The organism is Congregibacter brevis, assembly GCF_045689245.1.
Taxonomy (GTDB): domain Bacteria; phylum Pseudomonadota; class Gammaproteobacteria; order Pseudomonadales; family Halieaceae; genus Congregibacter; species Congregibacter brevis.
The window spans coordinates 416904-437415 of record NZ_CP136865.1; the positions used below are offsets into that span (position 1 = coordinate 416904).

Here is a 20512-nt window from a genome sequence, read left to right on the forward strand (position 1 = left end):
AAGGATGGGGGGCTAAAAAAGGCCGCGATTATAGCGGCGGATTGCAAGCCTGCACAGCGGATTGAGGCGGCACAATGCACACCTTGCATGCCCAAAACTTGTGCGACGCACCAATTTGGTGCTATTGCGCACCAAGACGCCGCAAATTGCCGTTTGTCGGGCTCACGTATGAACAAAAATGTATATATATCAATCAACTGGAATCGGCATCGCAGTGGCACAGGTCTTGCTGTTTCCTAAGGCACTTTTACTGTTAAGGTGCATACCCCCCGGGGGCCTGAGTTCCCGGCGTGTGTAGCACCAACTTTCCCAACTGGAGGACCCATAATGTCAGAGAAGACTCTGAACCTGATTAAAGAAAGCGAAGCCGGTTGGGTAGACCTGCGCTTCACCGATACCCGCGGAAAAGAGCAGCACGTCTCGATCCCGTCTAGCGAAGTCGACGAAGACTTTTTTGACGGCGGCAAAATGTTTGACGGTTCATCCATTGCGGGCTGGAAAGGTATTAACGAGTCCGACATGATTCTTATGCCGGATGACAACAGCAGCGTTCTGGACCCGTTTACCGACGACACTACCGTGATCCTGCGTTGCGACATTGTCGAGCCCATGACTATGCAGGGCTATGAGCGTGATCCTCGCTCTGTTGCTCATCGCGCTGAGGAATACCTCAAGTCCACAGGTATTGGCGACACTGCTTACTTTGGACCCGAGCCTGAATTCTTCGTGTTTGACGATGTGAAGTGGCATGCCGACATGTCTGGCGCCGGCTACTCTATCAACTCAGAAGAAGCTGCATGGGCATCGAATCACAGCTTCGATGACGGCAATATCGGTCACCGTCCGGGCGTTAAGGGCGGCTATTTCCCCGTACCACCCGTTGATTCCCTCCACGACATTCGAGCCGCTATGTGTGCCGCGATGGAGCAGATGGGGCTTCCCATTGAGGTTCATCACCACGAAGTGGGCACCGCTGGACAGTGTGAGATCGGCGTTAAGTTCAACACGCTCATCGAAAAGGCTGATGAAGTACAAATTCTGAAGTATTGCGTGCACAACGTGGCTCACGCCTATGGCAAGACCGCGACGTTCATGCCCAAGCCTCTGGTAGGCGACAACGGATCTGGTATGCACGTACACCAGTCCATCAGCAAAGATGGCGAGAACGTTTTTGCCGGTGACGGATACTCTGGATTGTCTGAGACTGCGCTGTACTACATTGGCGGCATCATTAAGCACGCCCGCGCACTAAATGCTTTCACAAACGCCTCCACCAACAGCTACAAGCGACTGGTTCCAGGCTTTGAAGCACCGGTAATGCTCGCTTACTCAGCACGTAACCGCTCAGCGTCTATCCGTATTCCCTACGAGCCAAGCCCCAAGGGCAAGCGCGTAGAAGTACGCTTCCCTGATCCAACGGCAAACCCATACCTGTCTTTTGCGGCAATGTTGATGGCGGGCCTTGACGGCATCCAAAACAAGATTCACCCCGGCGACGCGGCGGACAAGGACTTGTATGACCTGCCAGCAGAAGAAGCTAAGGCTATTCCCACGGTTGCGTCCAGCCTGAGTATGGCGCTCGAAGCTTTGGACGCAGATCGCGAATTTCTGACAGCGGGTGGCGTGTTCACCGACGATATGATCGACGGATACATTGCGCTTAAGTCTGAAGAAATCGAGAAACTGGATATGACCACACACCCAGTTGAGTTCGATATGTACTACTCAGTCTGATCTGCTTTTGAGCAGCAGCACAGGAGCCCGCTCGATGAGCGGGCTTTTTTTTGCTCATTGATCTGCTACGGTGGTTTCAAATGCCCTGGAGACCTGCAATGGCCATTTACAGACAAGCCTTTCTAATCGCCTTAGCCACCCTGATTGTTACCCCTGCAAGTTATGCATGGGGGCAGATCTACAAAGTGACCGATAGCGAGAACGGAGTCGTGTTCACTGACAGCCCAGCGGTCATCGGCGACAGTAACGGCCAGAGCGTTGAAGAAGTCGAACTCGAAGACATCAATACGGCAACACCCGTCGAGGCTCGCCCACCCGCAGTACGGGAATCACGCTCGTCTACTGAATCACAGGAAGCCGAAGACCCCGTCGTAAGTATTGTGTCTCCGGCCAACGAGAGCACCATAGCCATGGGGCCTGGTAACTTTGGGGTGAGCGCATCGGCCAGTCCCGCATTAAGCCGAGGCGAGCGCCTGATACTGCTTATCGACGGCGCTGTACAAGGACAGGCTCAGACGTCCGGCAGCTGGTTCGTAGAGGGCGCTCTTCGAGGCCCCCACGATCTTCAAGTACAACGGACCACATCTAACGGGAAGCTTATTGCCTCGTCAGAAACGGTGAGAATCTACGTATTACGCCCCTCCGTCATCGGGCGATAATTGCCAAAGTTTAACGAACGCACTATCTTGGTGCATACGACTCTTCATGTACCTCGTACAACGGTACGATCTATGTTCGTAGAATCGAACCATTAAGTTAGTGAGCGCTAACTAATTACCATGCGTAGGCAATACATAGCGTTTTAATCATTGCCTTAAAAGCGAGGACATGGCGTCATTTTTGCTTCATTATCAAGCACAGTGATCCAACTTGGTCGTAGAACCGCCTCCGATGCTCCAGCAAGACATCATAGACAACATCAATAGCGGCATTATTGGTCTGGATGCGGACTATCGCGTGCGCATGATCAATCCCGCAGCCGAGGCCTTACTTCAGTTATCCGAAGCACGAATTCTTGGCCTGATGATCTGCGAGCTCGAGAGTCCCGACGTGCCCTGGCGAGCCACCTTAGATCAGGCAGCGCTTGAGGGTCGGGCTATCGTGCGCAGAGGGCTCTCCCTCGACACGCGCGACGGTAAGCCCACCTTCGCTGACATCGTAGTAGCACCCATGCGCGAAGTTTCGCACCTGGCTTACCTAATAGAACTTCAGCCGGTAGATCGCCTTTTGCGCATCAGTCGCGAAGAAAACCTCATGAACGCTCAGGAGACAACTCGAACCGTTGTTCGCGGACTCGCCCACGAGATAAAAAATCCGCTGGGGGGTATTCGCGGTGCCGCGCAGCTTTTGGAGCGCGAGCTTCCCGAAGGGTCACTGCAGGAATATACGAGCATCATTATTCAGGAAGCGGACAGACTCAGGGATCTAGTCGACCGGCTTCTAGGACCCAACAAAAAACCGGCGTTGGTAGCACTCAATGTCCACGAAATTCTGGAACATGTTTTACAGCTAGCCGTAGTAGAAGCTGGGGAGCGCCTGGCGATCCAGCGCGACTATGACCCCAGCCTCCCGTCGATCAAGGGCGATCGTGGCCTGTTGATTCAAGCGCTCCTCAATATCGTTGGGAATGCACTCCAAGCCACAGAGAACCAACCTCAGTGCGCCCTTACCTTGCGTAGTCGCTCTCAAAGGCAATTCACCATCGGCGAACAGCGTCACCGCCTAGTTTGCCAGATCGACATTATCGACAACGGCCCGGGTATACCAGAAGCTCTCAGCGAAACATTGTTCGTACCCATGGTGAGTGGTCGCGCCGAAGGTACAGGCTTGGGTTTATCCATATCTCAGTCCATCGTTCACCGTCATGGCGGCCTGCTCAATTGCGAGAGCCGTCCCGGCGAAACTTGCTTCACCATTTACCTACCTATGGAAAATTAACATGCAAAACTCTGGCTCCGTATGGGTAGTAGATGACGATCAATCCATACGCTGGGTCCTGGAAAAGGCCCTTACACAGGCGGACATAGAGCGGGAATGCTTTGCCGACGCTGAGTCCATGCTGGCGCGTATGGAAGAAGAGCTACCGGACGTAGTAATCAGCGACATCCGTATGCCCGGCATGGACGGTATCGAACTGCTTCAGCGGATCCGAGAAAACCACCCGGAACTTCCCGTCATCATCACAACGGCGCACTCGGATTTGGACAGCGCGGTCGCGTCCTATCAGCAGGGTGCTTTCGAGTATCTGCCCAAGCCCTTTGATATTGATGAAGTCGTCGCCGTCACCGAGCGCGCCTTGGCGCAGGCCCGCGAGCGAGGACGACGCGCGCCTAAAACAGCAGGCAGCAACACTCCAACCCCGGAAATAATCGGGGAAGCGCCCGCAATGCAGGAGGTCTTCAGGGCCATTGGGCGTCTGGCGCACAGCAACATCACAGTATTGATCAACGGCGAATCTGGTACGGGTAAAGAACTGGTCGCGCAAGCACTCCACCGTCACAGTCCCCGGGCTGATGCACCGTTTATCGCCCTCAACATGGCTGCAATCCCCAGAGACCTTATGGAATCTGAACTCTTTGGCCATGAAAAAGGCGCCTTCACCGGTGCTAACGCTCGCCGGGAAGGGCGTTTTGAACAAGCCAACGGGGGCACTCTCTTCCTCGATGAAATTGGAGATATGCCAGCAGAAACACAAACACGACTACTCCGTGTACTGGCTGACGGGGAGTTCTATCGTGTCGGCGGCCATACGTCTCAACGCACCGATGTGCGAATCATCGCCGCAACCCACCAGGACCTCGAAGGGTTGGTGCGCAAAGGAGACTTCCGCGAGGATCTATTCCATCGCCTGAACGTTATTCGTATCCACATACCCAAGCTGTCCGAGCGCCGGGAAGATATCCCAAAACTCATGGAGTTCTTTTTTGAGAAGGCGGCGAAGGAGCTGGGCGGTCAGCCGAAAATCTTACTGCCGGAGACCCAGCAGTTCTTAAACTCGCTCAACTGGCCAGGAAACGTTCGACAACTGGAGAACACCTGCCGCTGGCTGACAGTAATGGCCTCAGGCCGAGAGATTCATCTGTCTGACTTACCACCTGAGCTCGGCCGCGACAGCGAGGAAACTGCCGGAGAACAAGAGATGCAATGGCAGGAATTGCTCTGTCAGTGGGCGCGCACAGAGCTGGTCAGCGGTAAGCAGCACATCCTGCGCGATGCTATACCCGCCTTTGAGAGAGCTCTCATTGAAGTGGCGCTGGCGCATACCCGTGGCCGTAAACGCGATGCCGCCGAACTGCTGGGTTGGGGTAGAAACACCCTCACGCGGAAGATGAAAGAATTAGAGAGTGACGACATTTAGATGCTTCAGGTCGCGCTGTATGAACCAGAGATACCTCCGAACACCGGTAACATCATGCGTCTGTGCGCCAACACCGGCTGCCCCCTGCATCTGATAAAGCCTCTGGGCTTCACTCTGGAGGACAAACAACTGCGTCGCGCAGGTCTGGATTATCGTGAGTTTTCTAAAGTGCGGGTACACGAAAGTCTCAAAGCGATGACCTCTGCTCTTAACAACCCCCGCATCTGGACACTCAGTACCCGAGGCACGCGAAACTACACTGAAGCAAGCTTCAGCGATGGTGACGTTTTATTGTTTGGTCCGGAAACCCGAGGCCTGCCCGCAACAATACTTGATGAGCTTGGGGTTCACCGCTGTCTGCGCGTACCGATGTTTCCCGACAGTAGAAGCTTGAACCTGAGTAATGCGACGGCGCTGGTGCTGTACGAAGGACTTCGTCAGCAGGGATTCCCGGGCATGGCCTGAGCCGTACCCGGGAGCCTGGTCAGTCTAAGCTTGCCTTACTCGGCAGCTGCCTGCTGCTGAGCCTGCTGCGCCAAAGCTTGCTCAAAAAGAGCATCGAAGCTTACTGGTGACAACATCAGTGCAGGAAAACCACCCTTAACTACCAAGTTGTCGATAGTCTCGCGGGCATAGGGGAACAAGATGTTCGGTGCCGCGGTACCGAGTACTCGGCGAAGCTGCTCTTGCTCAAAGCCAGTGATAAAGAAAATACCGGCCTGCTGAACTTCTACCAAAAAGGCAGTGTCCTCTTCCATTTTTGATGTCACGGTGATGGTCAGTACAACCTCAAAGTTGCCTTCTTCATCAATCGCGTTGCTGCGCGTATTCAGATCTACGTTGACCTTTGGCTGCCACTGCTTCTTGAAAACCTCTGGCGTAGCCGGAGACTCAAAAGACAAATCCTTGTTGTAAATACGCTGCAATACAAACTGTTGCTGCGCCGGTTCCTGGGTTGCTGCTGCCTGTTCTTCAGCCATTGCTGATACTCCTGTTAAAAAATAAAACTGAAACTAAGTTCAAAATAATCTGTTTTAGCCGTTTGATGCGCCGCTTAAAAGGTTATCCAACAGACCACGCTGCTCGAGTGCTGCCAGATCGGTATATCCGCCAACGTGGCTGTCACCAATCCATATCTGCGGTACCGTCCGCTGTCCTGCTTGGGCGGCCATCTGCTGTCGTAGCTCGGGATCGCCATCTACCGGAATATCCCGATAAGACACCCCTTTGGCATCAAGCAAACGCTTCGCCGCCACGCAGTAGGGGCAAAATCGAGTGCTGTAAAGGGTGACGTCGGCGCTCATAGTCAAATCGCTACTTGCTTACGGTGGGTAGCTGCAGGCTTGACCACTCCATCATGCCACCCGCCATCTTATAAACCTGACTAAAGCCTTCAGCGCGTAGCTGCTTACCGGCCGTTGCTGCCTGCTGTCCCATTTTGCATACCAGCACCACAGGCTTGTCCTTGAAAGACTCAAGTTCAGCACTGCGTTCCTGCAGCTTGGACATGGGAATATGCCGCGCTTCCACGATATGTCCCTGCTTAAACGCTGCAGCATCTCGCAAATCCACGAACACGCCGTCCTCTCGATTAACGAGGTTGATCGCTTGCTGAGGGCTGAGCGCAGGCCCGGACTTGCGTCCTTCATGAGCGACGAGCATTGCAATCGTGGCCGCTAATGCGCCCATGAGAATCCATTGCTGCGCTGCAAATTCTAAAAAAAGTTCCATGATCCCGTAGGTATACCGACAAGGCCTGAAGGCCGAAAAGGTCGCGAAGTATACAGTTTGACCGTAGGAGGCTCCACCCCGAAAAATGCGCCCGTGGCTGACAATCGGTAGAATCTCGTTTGAAACGCAGAAGGCCGGCATAAGCGGCCTGACTGCCCATCTCATTGGAACAGCAAGCCGGGTACGACAAGTATGCAAGAACAGCAAAAATCCCCCACCGTCCTGATCATCCTCGATGGTTGGGGCTACCGCGAGGACTCCCGGGACAATGCCATCGCCAATGCCGACACTCCCACATGGGATCGTCTTTGGAACACCGCTCCCAGCACCTTGGTGTCGGCATCCGGTTTGGATGTGGGGCTGCCCGAGGGGCAATTTGGCAACTCGGAAGTCGGTCATATGAGTCTGGGCTCGGGGCGCGTGCTCTATCAGAGTATTTCGCGCATCGACAAGGCGATCAGTGATGGCTCCTTTGACAGCAACCCCGCCTACTGTGATGCCATCGATGCGGCAATCGCTGCGAATGGCGCCGTGCATGTCATGGGGCTGCTGTCCCCTGGCGGCGTACACAGTCACGAACGTCAAATTCTGGCCGCGCTGAAGCTCGCAGCTTCACGAGGAGCCAGCAAAATTTACCTGCACGCGTTCCTTGACGGGCGCGATACGCCCCCTCGGAGCGCTCAAGAATCGCTTATCGCCGCTGAAAGCTGTCTCGAGGAGCTTGGAGTCGGTCGTATCGCGACGATCACCGGACGCTACTTCGCCATGGACCGGGATCAGCGCTGGGAGAGAGTCGAACCCGCTTACAGTTTGCTCACCCGCGGAGAAGCCGAAAACATCGCGGCGTCGGCTCTGGAGGGCCTCCACGCCGCCTATAAGCGGGACGAGAACGACGAGTTCGTAGCACCTACCCGGATTGGTGAAGCGGCCCCCATTAGCGATGGCGACGCTGTGCTTTTCATGAATTTTCGCGCTGACCGCGCCCGAGAGCTAACTCAAACCTTTGTGGATGACACTTTCACGGGCTTCGAACGAGGAGAGCGCCCCGAGCTCGCCAGTTTTGTCATGACCACGGAATACGCCGCTGATATGCCAGCGGCCTGCGCATTTCCCTCCAGCGTTCTCACTAACGTGTTGGGTGAATGGCTGGCGGACAAAGGCCTGTCACAGTTACGCATTGCCGAGACAGAAAAGTACGCTCACGTGACCTTTTTCTTCAGTGGGGGCCGCGAAGCCGAGTTTGAGCACGAAACACGGATATTGGTGCCTTCCCCCGACGTGGCAACCTATGATTTACAGCCAGCGATGAGCGCCCCGGAAGTTACGGACAAACTTGTAGAGGCGATTCGTTCACGGGAGTACGACCTTATAGTTTGCAACTATGCCAATGGCGACATGGTCGGCCACACAGGCAACTACAATGCCGCCGTTCAAGCCGTAGAAGCGCTGGATGAGTGCCTTGGGCGTGTGGAGAGCGCTCTGTTAGAGGTGAACGGTCAGGCGCTGGTGACGGCCGATCACGGCAACTGTGAACAAATGCAGGACTATGATTCGGGCCAGCTACACACCCAGCACACCACGGAGCATGTGCCGCTGGTGTACATCGGCAACAATGCCCTTACGCTGGATCCCAAGGGCGGTATTCTGGCGGACATCGCACCGACCCTACTGAGCCTAATGACGTTGGACCAACCACCGGAAATGAGCGGTCGTAACCTGGTTATCCCGGCTGACGGAAAGTCCTGACTATTGACCGTGCGAACCCCTGCGTTAGCTAGGCAGAAGAGCCGGAGCTTATTCATCTGGGCCCTGGGCGTAGTTCTTCTGTTAGCGATCGTGGTGGTTCCCGATTTAGCCGCGCAAAACACATCAAGTGCAGACGCCGAGGAAACCCGCGAACGCTTAGCGCAGCTTGAGAAAGACATTGCGCAAATCGCAGCAAAACAGGCGAGGCGCGAAAAAGAACGCAGCTCCCTGCAGGCAAACCTTCGCCGCAGTGAAACCGCTCTGGGTCAGCTAAAAGAGCAACAGCAGAAAACCCGCTCTGCAATAACTCGTAACCAAGGCGAAATCTCCAAGCTGCGAATAGAACAAACCCGACTTCAGGCTGCCGCGTCTACTCAGCAAGTTGCGGTTGCCGCAGAAATTCGAGAGGCCTACAAAAGCGGCGGTAATGACCAACTCAAACTACTGCTCACCGAAGAAGACCCGCAAGTGCTGGCCCGTATGCTTGCCTACTATCGCTACATCCTTGCGGCCAGAAGCAAACTTCTCGACGAATATCGGCATACGCTCAACTCCCTTGTTGCCCTGGAGACGGACCTTCAGTCGCGGAAAAACCAGCTCGAGGAACAGCAGAGCTCTTTAGCCTTACAGCAACGGGAACTAGAAGAAGAACGTAAAGAGCGCTCAAAACTTCTGGCGGAGATCGAACTCTCCCTGAAAAGCGATGCGGCTCAGCTAGCGGCCAGAGAGCAGGATCGGGAGCAGCTCGAGGGCCTTCTGGCCGAGATCGACGCGGCCCTTGCGCAACTAATCCCTGAAGACGATGTCGAACCTTTTAGTTCCGCAAAAGGCAGCATGCTCTGGCCAGTAAAAGGCCGTATCACCAGTCGCTTTGGTCGCCCGAGGAACCAGGGAAAGATGCGCTGGCAAGGCGTGCGGCTCAAAGCGGAGTCGGGCAGTACCGTTACTGCTATCCACCATGGCCGCGTTGTTTATGCGGACTGGCTTCGAGGATCAGGCCTACTGATGGTGATTGATCACGGAGAGGGGTATCTAAGTCTCTATGCCCACAACGAGAGCCTCCTTAGAGAGGTTGGGGACTGGGTGGGCGCCGGAGCAGCCATCTCAACGGTGGGAGACAGTGGCGGACAAAGTGAGGCCGGGCTGTACTTTGAGATACGCAAAGACGGAAAACCCACAGACCCCCAGGGGTGGTGCCGTAGTTAAAAATTTTGAAGAGTTGAGCTACACGAGTTAGGAAGAGTTAAACACCAAACGTCATGAAGAGAGAGTTAGGTGGTATTTAGCGCTTCTTGGAGTGCCCGCCGATTAGGCTACACTGAAGTTTCCAGAATCGAGGTTTTCAAAGTCACCTTATGCATACCATGAATATTTTACGATCTCGCTTTAGCGCCTCAGCTAATGCAGAGAACGGTACGAGTAACACAAGTTTGCGCGGTTACAAGCGTGCAACGGTTGGCCTGCGCCAGATTTTCCTAGCCGGTGTAGCAGGACTGTTACTTGGGAACACCGCGACTGTCATGGCTCAGGACGATAGTAACGTCGGAGAGCTTCCCCTGGACGAGCTTCGTACCTTCGCGGACGTTTTTAATCAGATTCGCGTGGGGTATGTAGAAGAAATCGACGACAGCACCCTTCTGGAATACGCCATTAAGGGCATGCTCAGCAGCCTTGACCCCCACTCCGCCTACTTGGAGCGAGATGCCTATGAAAACCTGCAAACCTCTACAAGCGGCGAATTTTCGGGATTAGGCCTGGAAGTGGGCATGGAGAATGGCTTTCTGAAAGTCATCTCACCAATTGATGGGTCTCCGGCTACTGACGCCGGCATCCAGTCTGGCGATGTCATACTCAAACTCGATGGCGTCACTATTCGGGGATTGAGCCTCAACAAGGCGGTGGAGAAGATGCGCGGGCCAAAAGGCAGCGAAATCGTCGTATCCATTGGTCGTCCAGGAGAACAGGAACCCTTTGACGTAACACTTGTTCGCGACACTATCCGCGTTGCGAGTGTTCGCGAAAGATGGCTGGAACCCGGTTTTGGATATCTGCGTATCTCACAGTTTCAGCAAAAGACCGGGGATGATGTAAAAGCCTCCATCGAGAAATTGTTAGCCGAGCAGCCTCTGAAAGGTTTGGTGTTAGATCTTCGCAACAACCCCGGCGGGGTTCTTGGCGCGAGTGTTGACGTAGCCGGGCTCTTTATGGAGAGCGGTGATGTGGTCTACACCGAGGGCCGCCTGAATAACGCAGCCCAGAATTATGGTGCAGCTGCTGGCGACATAACTGATGGAGCACCTTTGGTTGTGCTTATCAATCGCGGCTCTGCGAGCGCATCTGAAATCGTTGCTGGCGCACTTCAGGATCATGCTCGAGGCGTCGTCATGGGGACCCAAAGTTTTGGTAAAGGATCCGTACAGACCGTGCTACCTATCTCTGATTCACGCGCGGTAAAACTGACCACTGCGCGTTACTTCACTCCAAACGGCCGATCAATCCAGGCGGAAGGGATCAAGCCCGACATTATTGTGGAGCGCGCTAAGGTAGAGACCTTTGACGAATCCGGCAGGGTGAGTGAAAAGGATCTAGCGGGTCACCTGGACAATACGACCACGCAAGAGGCCGTGGAAGCCGAAGCCAGCAAAGGGCTTATCTCGCGAGACAACCAACTTTACGAAGCACTCATCCTGCTCAAAGGCATCAACATCATCAATCCCCGAGCTCCCCAGGCTTTACCAAAAGGGCAGCAAACTGCTGCCGTTAAAGACAGCAGCGGTGAATCATGATCCAGGCTCAAGGGTAAGAAACGCTGCTGATGTCCGGTAAAAAAATGGTCCTAACAGTCCTTGGACTGAGTGTTCTCGCTATCGCCTTAGGTGGCTTGCTAACCAGGCCGCCAGAGCTGTCACCCGTCCCGCCTTCGGCTGTGGTGCCAGATGATTTAGAGGGCTATCTGCGTGAAAGGGAAGCTGTGGAAGACACTCAGTATGGCGTAACCGATGGCGCTGAAAAGCGCATTGTCTGGAATGCAGAGACAGGCGCGCGCAGTGAGTACGTACTTGTATACCTCCATGGGTTCTCTGCAACTCGTCAGGAGATCGCACCCGTGCCAGAGCTGGTTGCCCAGGCCCTGGGTGCCAATCTTTTTGAAACCCGCCTTGCGGGGCATGGCCGGGAAGATAAAAAATTGGCTGACATCCGCGCGGAAGACTGGATGGAGGATGGCGCCGAGGCTCTCGCTGTCGCCAAAGCACTGGGCGATAAAATTGTTCTTATGGGCACCTCCACGGGTGCAACGGTCGCGCTTGCAATGGCAAGGCACCCCGACTTTTCTTCGGTCCACAGCATGATTTTGGTATCGCCGAACTTTGGACCAGCAGGAGAAGGGTCGGGCATTGCTACGGGCCCCTATGGACCACAGCTCACACGACTGATCTTAGGGGAGCGTCGATCCTGGACCGCCGCAAACCCCCTGCAAGCAAAGTACTGGTCCACGGATTACCCCACGGCGTCCATCGTAGAAATGATGCGTCTGGTCAATCTGGCGGTAGAGCTCACTCCCGATGCCAAGACACCAAAAGCAATGTTGGTTTACTCACCGCAGGACGACGTGGTGTCCGTCAGCCAATTGCTCGCCGGTTTTGAGCAACTACCCGCGGATGAGAAGAAAATTCATAAGGTAGAGAATCCCGAGAGTCTCAGCCCCCATGTACTCACGGGCGATATTTTAGCGCCGGGTACAAGCGAAGAAACAGCCAGTCTGATCAGCGGATTTATCGCTGACTAAAAAGACAAGACATCGAGCCTCGGGCAACTGAGCGTCAGCGTGCTAATGCGGGCTTAGCGTACTTCTATCCCCGCTTGGGCCATATGCTCTTTTGCCTGACCCACAGTGAACTCTCCAAAGTGGAAGATACTCGCCGCCAGCACAGCATCCGCCCCACCTTTTGTCACTCCTTCAACTAGGTGGTTCAGAGTGCCCACGCCGCCGGAAGCTATCACAGGAATATCAACGGCGTCGGTGATCGCACGAGTGACACCCAGCTCAAAGCCGTCACGAGTACCGTCTCGGTCCATGCTCGTAAGGAGAATCTCGCCGGCACCGAGCGCAGCCATACGCTGCGCCCATTCCACAGCATTGATCCCAGTGGGTTTACGACCACCATGGGTGAAAATCTCGTAGCGTGGCTGTCCGTCAACCTCGTCAACACGCTTTGCGTCGATAGCGACCACAATACATTGGGCACCGAATCGCTCAGAGGCGCGACGCACAAGGTCGGGATCATGAATGGCCGCGGTGTTGATACTTACCTTGTCGGCGCCCGCATTGAGCATGCTACGGATATCTTCGACGCTGCGAATTCCGCCACCGACCGTAAGGGGAATAAACACTTCCCGCGCAATGGCTTCCACCATATGAACCGTGGTGTCACGGTTCTCGTGACTGGCGGTGATATCCAGGAATGTGATTTCGTCGGCGCCTTGATCGTTATAGCGCGCTGCAATCTCGACGGGGTCGCCAGCATCACGGATATCAACAAAGTTCACGCCCTTCACCACGCGCCCATTGTCCACATCAAGGCAGGGGATGATGCGCCTAGCGAGACCCATCAGGCTGCGTTCTCGTCGCAGTATTGCTGCGCTTCTGCAAGATCAAGGCTGCCTTCGTAAATGGCTCGCCCCGTAATCGCGCCTATGATACCTCCGCTATTGAGAGCTGCCAGCGCGCGTATATCGCGCATATTGGTAATACCACCCGATGCAATGATGGGAATACCTCCCGCCTGCGCTATGTCCAGAGTTGCCTCTACATTGACGCCTTGCATCATGCCGTCACGGGCAATATCCGTATAGACGATGGCACTGACGCCATCATCGGCAAAGCGCCTTGCGAGATCCGTCGCCTGCAGCGCAGAAACCTCCGCCCAGCCATCGGTGGCAACGCGGCCATCTCGAGCATCCAAGCCGACGATAATCTTGCCGGGGTAGGCCGCACAGGCTTCCGCTACAAACGTCGGCTGCTTCACCGCTTGGGTGCCGATGATGACGTAGCTAACGCCTGCATTCAGGTAAAACTCGATGGTCTCAAGGTCGCGGATACCGCCGCCTATCTGAATGGGCAGCTCAGGAAACTCTTTCGCAATCGCCGTCACGGCATCGCCATTAACAGGTGTGCCGGCAAAAGCACCGTTCAGATCTACCAGATGCAAACGTCGACATCCCTCATCCACCCAGCGCTGCGCAGTAGCAACGGGATTGTCAGAGAACACCGTGCTGTCATCCATCTCGCCCTGACGAAGACGCACACACTGCCCATCCTTAAGATCAATTGCCGGAATAATCAGCATGTTCCATCCCAGTTCAAAAAGTTACTCAACAATTGCAGTCCTGCCCTGTGGCTTTTCTCGGGGTGAAACTGCACTGCAAACAGGTTATCCAGCGCCAACGCAGCATCGGCTTTGACGCCGTAGTCAACGCTGCCTGCCAGCAGCGAACGATCACTCGCATCTACGTAATAGCTGTGCACAAAGTAAAAGCGCTCGCCATCGGCGATGTTTCGCCACAGCGGGTGAGGTCTTTCCTGATGAACACGGTTCCAACCCATGTGAGGGACCTTGAGTCGCCCCCCGTCCCGGTCTTGAAGCGGCGAGCCAAAGTGACGAACCTGCCCCTCGAGTAAGCCCAAACAGTCAACGCCGCCGTTCTCTTCTGAGTGCTGCATCAGCGCCTGCATACCAACGCATATCGCTAGTACAGGCTTGTGCTGCTCCCGGAGCGCAGTATCGAGCAGATTGTCACAGTGCAGGCGTCTTATCTCGGACATGCAGTCGCGAATCGCCCCAACCCCAGGGAATACAACCCTGTCAGCGCTGCGAATCAAATCCGCATCGTGGGTCACGATCACCTCGTCAGCACCGGCATGCAGAAGCGCACTCTCGACGGAATGCAAATTGCCCATGCCATAGTCAATGACAGCTACGCTATTGTTTTTGGAAGAGCCGTTCACAGTCGTCTCCGGAACGTGTTCTGCAGAAAATCCCCGGCTTAGAGGACGCCCTTAGTTGACGGCGTCACGCCAGCCATAGCCGGATCTGCGCTGAGCGCCATACGCAACGCGCGGCCAAAAGCCTTAAATACCGTCTCGATCTGGTGATGGCTGTTATCCCCGCGGAGATTGTCTACATGCAGGGTCACAAGCGCGTGATTAACAAAGCCCTGAAAAAACTCGTAGAACAGGTCTACGTCAAAATTGCCCACCGCTGCGCGGGTAAACGGCACATGAAACTCAAGCCCCGGACGACCGGAAAAGTCGATGACGACTCGGGATAGAGCCTCATCAAGGGGCACATAGGCGTGCCCATAGCGCTGAATACCCTTACGCTCGCCCACTGCCTTTGTAAAAGCCTGTCCAAGAGTGATGCCGATGTCTTCTACTGTGTGGTGGGCATCAATATGCAGGTCGCCGTTAGCCTTAATATTGATATCCATCATACCGTGGCGCGCGATCTGATCGAGCATGTGCTCGAGGAAGGGTAGCCCAGTATCAAACTCGGCTTTACCACTACCGTCTAGATTCACGCTAACGGTGATCTGTGTTTCCAGCGTATCGCGGCTTACCGTTGCGCTACGTTCTGACATGTCTTTTCTCCAGCTCGCGATGTCTATCGCGATAGTTCATCGCGATGAGCGTCCTGATGACAACCGCGAAAGCGCGACATTATAGGGGAGCGAGCGTATGGATTCATTGGCAATTCTCCCGCTGCAAGGATAGTCTCGCCAGCGTTTATGGATGACTTCGCAAAACGCCTTTTAGCCTGGTACGACGATCATGGCCGCCACAACCTGCCCTGGCAGCGTGACGCTACGCCTTATCACGTATGGCTGTCAGAGATCATGCTGCAGCAGACCCAGGTTGCTACGGTCATTCCCTATTACGAACGATTTACCACGAGTTTCCCCCGTATAGAGGCTCTTGCCGCTGCCGACATCGATCAGGTACTCCACCACTGGAGCGGATTGGGCTATTACGCTCGGGCCCGTAATCTTCATAAGGCCGCTAAGACTCTGGTTGAGGATTTTGGCGGCGATTTTCCAGCGGATGTCGAAGCACTGCAAAGTTTGCCCGGGGTAGGGCGCTCCACCGCTGGCGCAATCCTCTCCACTGCGCTGAATGGCCGGGCAGCTATCCTTGACGGTAATGTAAAACGCGTTCTTGCCAGATTTCATGCGGTAGAGGGCTGGCCAGGTAAGACGGCCGTGGCCGCAAAGCTCTGGGAGTTGGCAGAGCAGCACACACCAGATTCACGAGTCGCCGACTACACCCAGGCAATCATGGACTTGGGGGCTACGCTGTGCACGCGCTCAAAACCTGAATGCCATCGTTGTCCTCAAGCCGGTGACTGTCTCGCTTTGCAGCGATCAAGCCAGAGTAAGTATCCAGGTAAGAAGCCAAAAAGGGCGATTCCTACAAAGCAAACAAGTTTTATCATTGCCCATACGCCGGACGGCGAACTATTGCTGGAGCGCCGGCAATCAACGGGTATTTGGGGAGGCCTTTGGTGTTTTCCTGAAGTTAGCGATACCGCCGCTGCAATCCAATTTTGTGAAGATTCGCTGGCCGTCCAAGTACTGGGCACAAAGGCGCTGCCAGCGCTGCGACACAGCTTCAGCCACTACCATCTTGAGATAAGCCCCTTACTCCTTACACTGTCGAAAACGCCGACGCTAATCCTCGAAGGTCAGGAACTGCGATGCTGGCCCGCTCAGGAAGCTCCCGCAGTGGGCCTGGCCGCACCAGTAAGGCGCCTCTGGGACGAGGCAGTGCGAGGCATTAACAATTCAGACAAGGAAGATAAGCCATGAGCAGACAGGTGTTTTGTCGCAAGCATCAAAAGGAAATGCCGGGACTGGATGCGCCGCCGTACCCGGGCCCCAAAGGGCAAGACATCTTTGAGAACGTGTGCAAGCAGGCTTGGGAGGAATGGCAGGCCCATCAGACCATGCTGATAAATGAAAAGCAGCTAAGTCTCATCGACCCCGAAGCCCGCAAGTATCTTCAACAGGAAATGGACAAGTTTTTTGCTGGCGAGGAGTACGACAAAGCCGAGGGCTACGTGCCCCCGGAGTCATAAACCGCTGCGTCTAGTACATTGTCAGTGTTTTCGTCGGCAGACGATCGACAACATCGTCGGGTACAAAGAAGTCTCTAAACAGGTCTTCGCCCGGCACGACGGCATACTGATCAAAATCGGTGACACCTGCATCGCGGAGTAAAACTTCATCAATAAAGAAATTGCCCGTGCACTCTTTCGAAGGGCGGGTAAGAATTTCGTAGGCCGCGTCAGCCATGATGGCGACCGTTCGGCTGCCTTTGCTCATAGCGTCACCACCAAGAACGTTGCGTACCGCGGCGGTGTCGATGGCCGTCAGGGGCCACAAAGAATTTACCGCGATAGCATCGTCTGCGAGCTCCTTACTCATACCCAAGGTACACAGGCTCATACCCATCTTTGCGATCGTGTAGGCCACATGGGGGGCAAACCACTTGGCTTCCATATCCAAAGGCGGGGCCAGGTTAAGAATGTGACCGTTGTCAGACTTTTGCAGGTGGGGAATGCAAGTTTTGGACGTCAAAAACGTACCCCGCGTGTTGATCTCGTTCATCAAGTCATAACGCTTCATCTCAGTACCGAGGGTCGGCGTTGGACTGATCGCGCTAGCGTTGTTGATACAGATATCGATACTGCCAAAAGTCTCTACGGTTTTATCGACAGCGGCTTGAACCTGATCTTCAAAACGAATATCGCAGACCAGTGGCAATGCCTTGCCCCCCGCCGCTTCGATTTCCTCAGCGGCGGTATAAATAGTGCCCGGCAGTTTTGGATGGGGCTCCGTCGTCTTAGCGGCAATGGCTACGTTCGCGCCATCAGCGGCAGCGCGCTTGGCGATAGCCAGACCAATACCCCGGCTCGCGCCTGTGATGAAGATTGTTTTATTCTTAAGACTCATATGAACTCCCTTTACTGTATGTTCGACAACGTTTTCCGCCGTTTTCTACCGTGCTTTAGATAGCGCGTCACAATAGCCTAAAAGACATTGCAAAAGACGATGGGATTAAAGACATTGTATTTACGGCTTTACTGTCGTCTGGGTTTCTTTTTGCTGAGGTTTTTTATGTCCGTGTACCATTACCTGCTGCGTACTCTAGCTCCTGCAGCCGCCACCACTTGCCTTATGTTTGCTCAAAGTTCTTCTGCCCATGAAACCTGGCTTCTGCCAGACACGTTTCAACCCGAAGCAGACGCTCAGCTCACGCTGTCGATGACCAGCGGAATGGCCTTCCCGACTTTTGACTCCGGCATAAGTGCATCCCGCATCAAAGAAGCCGTAGTAAGTCAGAACGGGAAACGGGACCTCTTGGTACCCGTGGATACACGAGGAGGCGCATTAGAGCTGATCGCCACTCCAGGCGCGGGAACAGCCTGCGCATGGGTCGCACTTGCCCCACGGATACTTGAGATAAAGCCAAAAGCGGTAGCACATTATCTAGAAGAAATTGGCGCTGAAGAAAGCGTATGGGAAGCATGGGACGCCCAGCCGGAGCCAAAGTACTGGAAGGAATCCTACTCAAAGCTAGCTCGAACGTATCTGCAAAGCACCCCGAGCACCCCAGAAAGCGAAGACGCGATGTGCTGGACTGACCAAAGCGTATCCCGCTTTGAAATCCTGCCCCTGGCTGACCCCACATCCCTTGAGGCGGGCGAATCACTGCAATTACAGGTGTTTTTTGATGGCGAGCCCTTGGCGAATCAATCAGTCGGACTGTGGCAGGAAGGGGATGAGACTGGCGTGCTAGCTCGCTCCAACGGTGATGGCCAGTTAACCATCGTGTTTGAAGGCAGCGGCCGACATATGATCTACGCAACCCACCTCCGTCCAAAGATCGGTGAAGGGTTCAACTGGGAAAGTGACTTCGTCACACTGACAGTGATGGTTAACTAATGCTTATGCACATAGATCTGACACACGAAAACTGGTTCTTACGCGGTTTGCGATGTACAGCCGCCGCGATACTCCTCTCTCTGGTAGGCTGCGCCGGCATGGGAGCATTGGACTTCGACGAGCCCGAGGTCGAACTACTGGGTTTAGAGCCGCTGCCAAGCCAAGGGCTAGAAGCAAGATTTTTAGTGAAGCTGCGCATCGTCAATCCGAATTCCATACCTCTGGCAATAGACGGCATCGCCTATGACGTGTCTATCCGCGGCTCAAAAGTGCTCTCAGGGGTAAGTAATGATGGAATCAGTGTAGGCGCTTACAGCGAGAGTACTGCTGAGCTGGAGGTCGCTGCGGGTATGTTTGGCTCCCTTGCGCTAGTGCGAGACCTCATGTCTAACCCGGTCGATGGCGGTTTACCCTACAAGCTGAACGCCAAGTTATCGCGCTCCGGAATCGGCGGAGCGATTCGCGTTAGCAAAGAAGGAACCATAGATTTGAACGCCCGCCCTTGACTGGAAGCGGACCGATAGGTTTAATACGCGGCCCTTGCGTAGAGGACGCACCAAGCGACCTTTTATTGACGCAAAGGATTGCTGTGAAAGTTTGTGCCCGGATAGCTCAGTCGGTAGAGCAGGGGATTGAAAATCCCCGTGTCGGCAGTTCGATTCTGTCTCCGGGCACCATTTTCCAACGGCGCATTCGCGGCACACTCAATCTCCCGAAAGCATTTCGGTCAAAACATTGATCTCGGTCCGGTCACGGCCACCTTCTTTGGCGCGATAAAGAGCGCTATCAGCAAACGCCACCAGCGTCGTGGCTACCGTTGCCTGATCTTTCAGCACCGCAGCAGGTACAGTGGCTGCGCCAACGCTAATCGTAATTGGCTGAGCCAGGTCCTCTAGCGTCGCGACAGCGTTACGTACTCGCTCTGCCATGCTCTCTGCTCCTGCCGCATCTGTAGCTGGAAGAATTAGTGCGAACTCCTCGCCACCGTAGCGAGACACAGAGTCACTGTCGCGACAACAGGCGCGCAGAGCATCCGATGTTTTTCGCAACGCTATGTCCCCCGCCGGGTGCCCAAAAGCATCGTTGTAACGCTTGAAATGATCTACATCGAGCATCAGGACCGACAGAGGTTCACCCGCTCGCGCGGCACCCGCCAATTCAGCCTTTAGCCGATCATTAAAGCCCCGCCTATTCAAAGCGCCTGTTAACGGATCGGTAATCGTTAAATTGAGAAGCTGTTGGTTAACCAACTCCAGCTGCCGCTGGTCCTGAGCTACGCGCTCTCTAAGCTCCTCGACATTGCGAATAGAACTCCGGCGAGATCGATAAATCATCAACACAACCATGACCACAATCACGGGAGTTACCAGAGAGGACAATCCTGACACTCCAAGCAGCGCAATCTGCGCGTACACGTATAGAGACGTCGTGGTCCCAATCGCGAGCAGCGCTGCAACCGTGGGCATAACAAGCATTGCGCTGCCAACCGTGGTTACTGCGAGCATCACCAGCGTTGGGGCTTGGACAGGCGCGTCAAAGGAAGGTTGATGCAAATAGAGCGACCACAGCACAAGCCACCAAAGCACCAGAAGTATGATTTCGGGGTAGCGTATCTGCGCCATAAATCGACGACTAAGAATCAACGCAACAAGACAAACTACTCCTGAGAGCAGCGGCTGCAAGAGCATACGCAGATCAGGGTCGCCTGCGTGACTGGCGGCCTCCAGCAGAAACCCACCGGTAAAAAACGGGACTGCGATCCCCACAATTCGGCGAGCGTCGTCGCGATAGGCCTGCGCCATACGCTCAGCGCTAATAGAAATGGGTTCCAGAGAGGACGAGATAACTAGGCTCCGCTACCTTAGGGACTGCCATCAATATAACTGGGCAGCAAGAATTCTGCGACTCTAGACTCGCTCTCCGTGTCTGGCTGCGTATCGT

General features: G+C 54.7%; 22 protein-coding genes and 1 tRNA gene. 14 read left to right on the plus strand and 9 right to left on the minus strand.

Annotated elements, in window-relative coordinates; all coding sequences use genetic code 11:
• Positions 1-327 precede the first annotated feature (327 nt).
• The 5 genes from glnA to trmL all read left to right on the plus strand — a co-directional run bounded on the left by glnA (position 328) and on the right by trmL (position 5557).
• Positions 328-1734 (plus strand): glutamate--ammonia ligase, encoded by a 1407-nt coding sequence (gene glnA / locus R0137_RS01755; RefSeq protein WP_407328076.1) that lies wholly within the window; start codon positions 328-330, stop codon positions 1732-1734.
• Between the two features lie 98 nt (positions 1735-1832).
• On the plus strand, positions 1833-2393 hold the full coding sequence (locus R0137_RS01760; protein WP_407328078.1) for a hypothetical protein: 561 nt from the start codon (positions 1833-1835) through the stop codon (positions 2391-2393).
• Positions 2394-2625: 232 nt separating this feature from the next.
• Positions 2626-3672 (plus strand): nitrogen regulation protein NR(II), encoded by a 1047-nt coding sequence (gene glnL / locus R0137_RS01765; RefSeq protein ID WP_407328080.1) that lies wholly within the window; start codon positions 2626-2628, stop codon positions 3670-3672.
• A gap of 1 nt (position 3673) precedes the next feature.
• Positions 3674-5092, plus strand: coding sequence for a nitrogen regulation protein NR(I) (gene ntrC, locus R0137_RS01770; RefSeq protein WP_407328082.1), 1419 nt, complete (start codon positions 3674-3676; stop codon positions 5090-5092).
• Entirely contained in the window at positions 5093-5557 is a 465-nt protein-coding gene (trmL, locus tag R0137_RS01775) for a tRNA (uridine(34)/cytosine(34)/5-carboxymethylaminomethyluridine(34)-2'-O)-methyltransferase TrmL (protein ID WP_407328084.1), read from the plus strand.
• A 35-nt stretch (positions 5558-5592) separates the two neighbouring features.
• On the opposite strand, the gene secB is transcribed toward trmL, so the two are convergent.
• From secB to R0137_RS01790, 3 genes are read right to left on the minus strand one after another with little or no spacing between them, the layout of a single operon-like run.
• Positions 5593-6072: a protein-export chaperone SecB gene (gene secB / locus R0137_RS01780; RefSeq protein ID WP_407328085.1), complete on the minus strand. Its 480-nt coding sequence runs from the start codon at positions 6070-6072 to the stop codon at positions 5593-5595.
• A gap of 54 nt (positions 6073-6126) precedes the next feature.
• Positions 6127-6396: a glutaredoxin 3 gene (grxC, locus tag R0137_RS01785; protein WP_407328086.1), complete on the minus strand. Its 270-nt coding sequence runs from the start codon at positions 6394-6396 to the stop codon at positions 6127-6129.
• A 10-nt stretch (positions 6397-6406) separates the two neighbouring features.
• The gene (locus R0137_RS01790) at positions 6407-6823 is read right to left on the minus strand and encodes a rhodanese-like domain-containing protein (protein ID WP_407328087.1); all 417 of its coding nucleotides are present in this window, start codon (positions 6821-6823) and stop codon (positions 6407-6409) included.
• Positions 6824-7015: 192 nt separating this feature from the next.
• Between R0137_RS01790 and gpmI the strand changes: the two genes are divergently transcribed.
• The 4 genes from gpmI (at position 7016) to R0137_RS01810 (ending at position 12356) form a co-directional block, all read left to right on the plus strand.
• Positions 7016-8569: a 2,3-bisphosphoglycerate-independent phosphoglycerate mutase gene (gene gpmI, locus R0137_RS01795; RefSeq protein ID WP_407328088.1), complete on the plus strand. Its 1554-nt coding sequence runs from the start codon at positions 7016-7018 to the stop codon at positions 8567-8569.
• Positions 8570-8578: 9 nt separating this feature from the next.
• Positions 8579-9775: a murein hydrolase activator EnvC family protein gene (locus tag R0137_RS01800; protein ID WP_407330051.1), complete on the plus strand. Its 1197-nt coding sequence runs from the start codon at positions 8579-8581 to the stop codon at positions 9773-9775.
• A 158-nt stretch (positions 9776-9933) separates the two neighbouring features.
• A complete protein-coding gene (locus tag R0137_RS01805; protein ID WP_407328090.1) occupies positions 9934-11355 on the plus strand; it encodes a S41 family peptidase in 1422 nt (473 codons plus the stop codon).
• A 29-nt stretch (positions 11356-11384) separates the two neighbouring features.
• Positions 11385-12356: an alpha/beta hydrolase gene (locus R0137_RS01810; protein WP_407328092.1), complete on the plus strand. Its 972-nt coding sequence runs from the start codon at positions 11385-11387 to the stop codon at positions 12354-12356.
• A 53-nt stretch (positions 12357-12409) separates the two neighbouring features.
• Here R0137_RS01810 and hisF read toward each other — a convergent pair whose 3' ends face one another.
• The 4 genes from hisF to hisB all read right to left on the minus strand — a co-directional run bounded on the left by hisF (position 12410) and on the right by hisB (position 15208).
• Complete coding sequence (hisF, locus tag R0137_RS01815; protein ID WP_407328093.1) at positions 12410-13180, minus strand: imidazole glycerol phosphate synthase subunit HisF; 771 nt, start codon at positions 13178-13180, stop codon at positions 12410-12412.
• Complete coding sequence (gene hisA, locus R0137_RS01820) at positions 13180-13917, minus strand: 1-(5-phosphoribosyl)-5-[(5-phosphoribosylamino)methylideneamino]imidazole-4-carboxamide isomerase (RefSeq protein WP_407328094.1); 738 nt, start codon at positions 13915-13917, stop codon at positions 13180-13182. The genes hisF and hisA overlap by 1 nt, the downstream gene beginning before the upstream one ends.
• Positions 13911-14528, minus strand: a complete 618-nt coding sequence (gene hisH, locus R0137_RS01825) for an imidazole glycerol phosphate synthase subunit HisH (protein WP_407330052.1) — start codon at positions 14526-14528, stop codon at positions 13911-13913. Before hisH ends, hisA begins: the two co-directional genes overlap by 7 nt.
• Positions 14529-14614: 86 nt before the next feature.
• Positions 14615-15208 carry an imidazoleglycerol-phosphate dehydratase HisB gene (gene hisB, locus R0137_RS01830; protein WP_405273689.1) on the minus strand — a complete coding sequence of 198 codons (594 nt, stop codon included), beginning with the start codon at positions 15206-15208 and terminating at the stop codon, positions 14615-14617.
• 147 nt (positions 15209-15355) lie between these two features.
• On the opposite strand from hisB, the gene mutY reads away from it, so the two are divergent.
• Together mutY and R0137_RS01840 are read left to right on the plus strand one after the other, a co-directional pair.
• On the plus strand, positions 15356-16432 hold the full coding sequence (gene mutY / locus R0137_RS01835; protein ID WP_407328097.1) for an A/G-specific adenine glycosylase: 1077 nt from the start codon (positions 15356-15358) through the stop codon (positions 16430-16432).
• The gene (locus R0137_RS01840; RefSeq protein ID WP_407328098.1) at positions 16429-16701 is read left to right on the plus strand and encodes an oxidative damage protection protein; all 273 of its coding nucleotides are present in this window, start codon (positions 16429-16431) and stop codon (positions 16699-16701) included. The genes mutY and R0137_RS01840 overlap by 4 nt, the downstream gene beginning before the upstream one ends.
• Before the next feature lie 10 nt (positions 16702-16711).
• On the opposite strand, the gene R0137_RS01845 is transcribed toward R0137_RS01840, so the two are convergent.
• Positions 16712-17578 carry an SDR family oxidoreductase gene (locus R0137_RS01845; RefSeq protein ID WP_407328100.1) on the minus strand — a complete coding sequence of 289 codons (867 nt, stop codon included), beginning with the start codon at positions 17576-17578 and terminating at the stop codon, positions 16712-16714.
• Positions 17579-17743: 165 nt separating this feature from the next.
• Between R0137_RS01845 and R0137_RS01850 the strand changes: the two genes are divergently transcribed.
• From R0137_RS01850 to R0137_RS01860, 3 genes are all read left to right on the plus strand, one after another.
• On the plus strand, positions 17744-18571 hold the full coding sequence (locus R0137_RS01850; protein ID WP_407328101.1) for a DUF4198 domain-containing protein: 828 nt from the start codon (positions 17744-17746) through the stop codon (positions 18569-18571).
• Positions 18571-19077: an LEA type 2 family protein gene (locus R0137_RS01855; protein WP_407328103.1), complete on the plus strand. Its 507-nt coding sequence runs from the start codon at positions 18571-18573 to the stop codon at positions 19075-19077. Before R0137_RS01850 ends, R0137_RS01855 begins: the two co-directional genes overlap by 1 nt.
• Before the next feature lie 95 nt (positions 19078-19172).
• Positions 19173-19248: transfer RNA gene (locus tag R0137_RS01860), tRNA-Phe, on the plus strand.
• 27 nt (positions 19249-19275) lie between these two features.
• On the opposite strand, the gene R0137_RS01865 is transcribed toward R0137_RS01860, so the two are convergent.
• On the minus strand, positions 19276-20373 hold the full coding sequence (locus R0137_RS01865; protein ID WP_407328104.1) for a diguanylate cyclase: 1098 nt from the start codon (positions 20371-20373) through the stop codon (positions 19276-19278).
• Between the last annotated feature and the right edge of the window lie 139 nt (positions 20374-20512).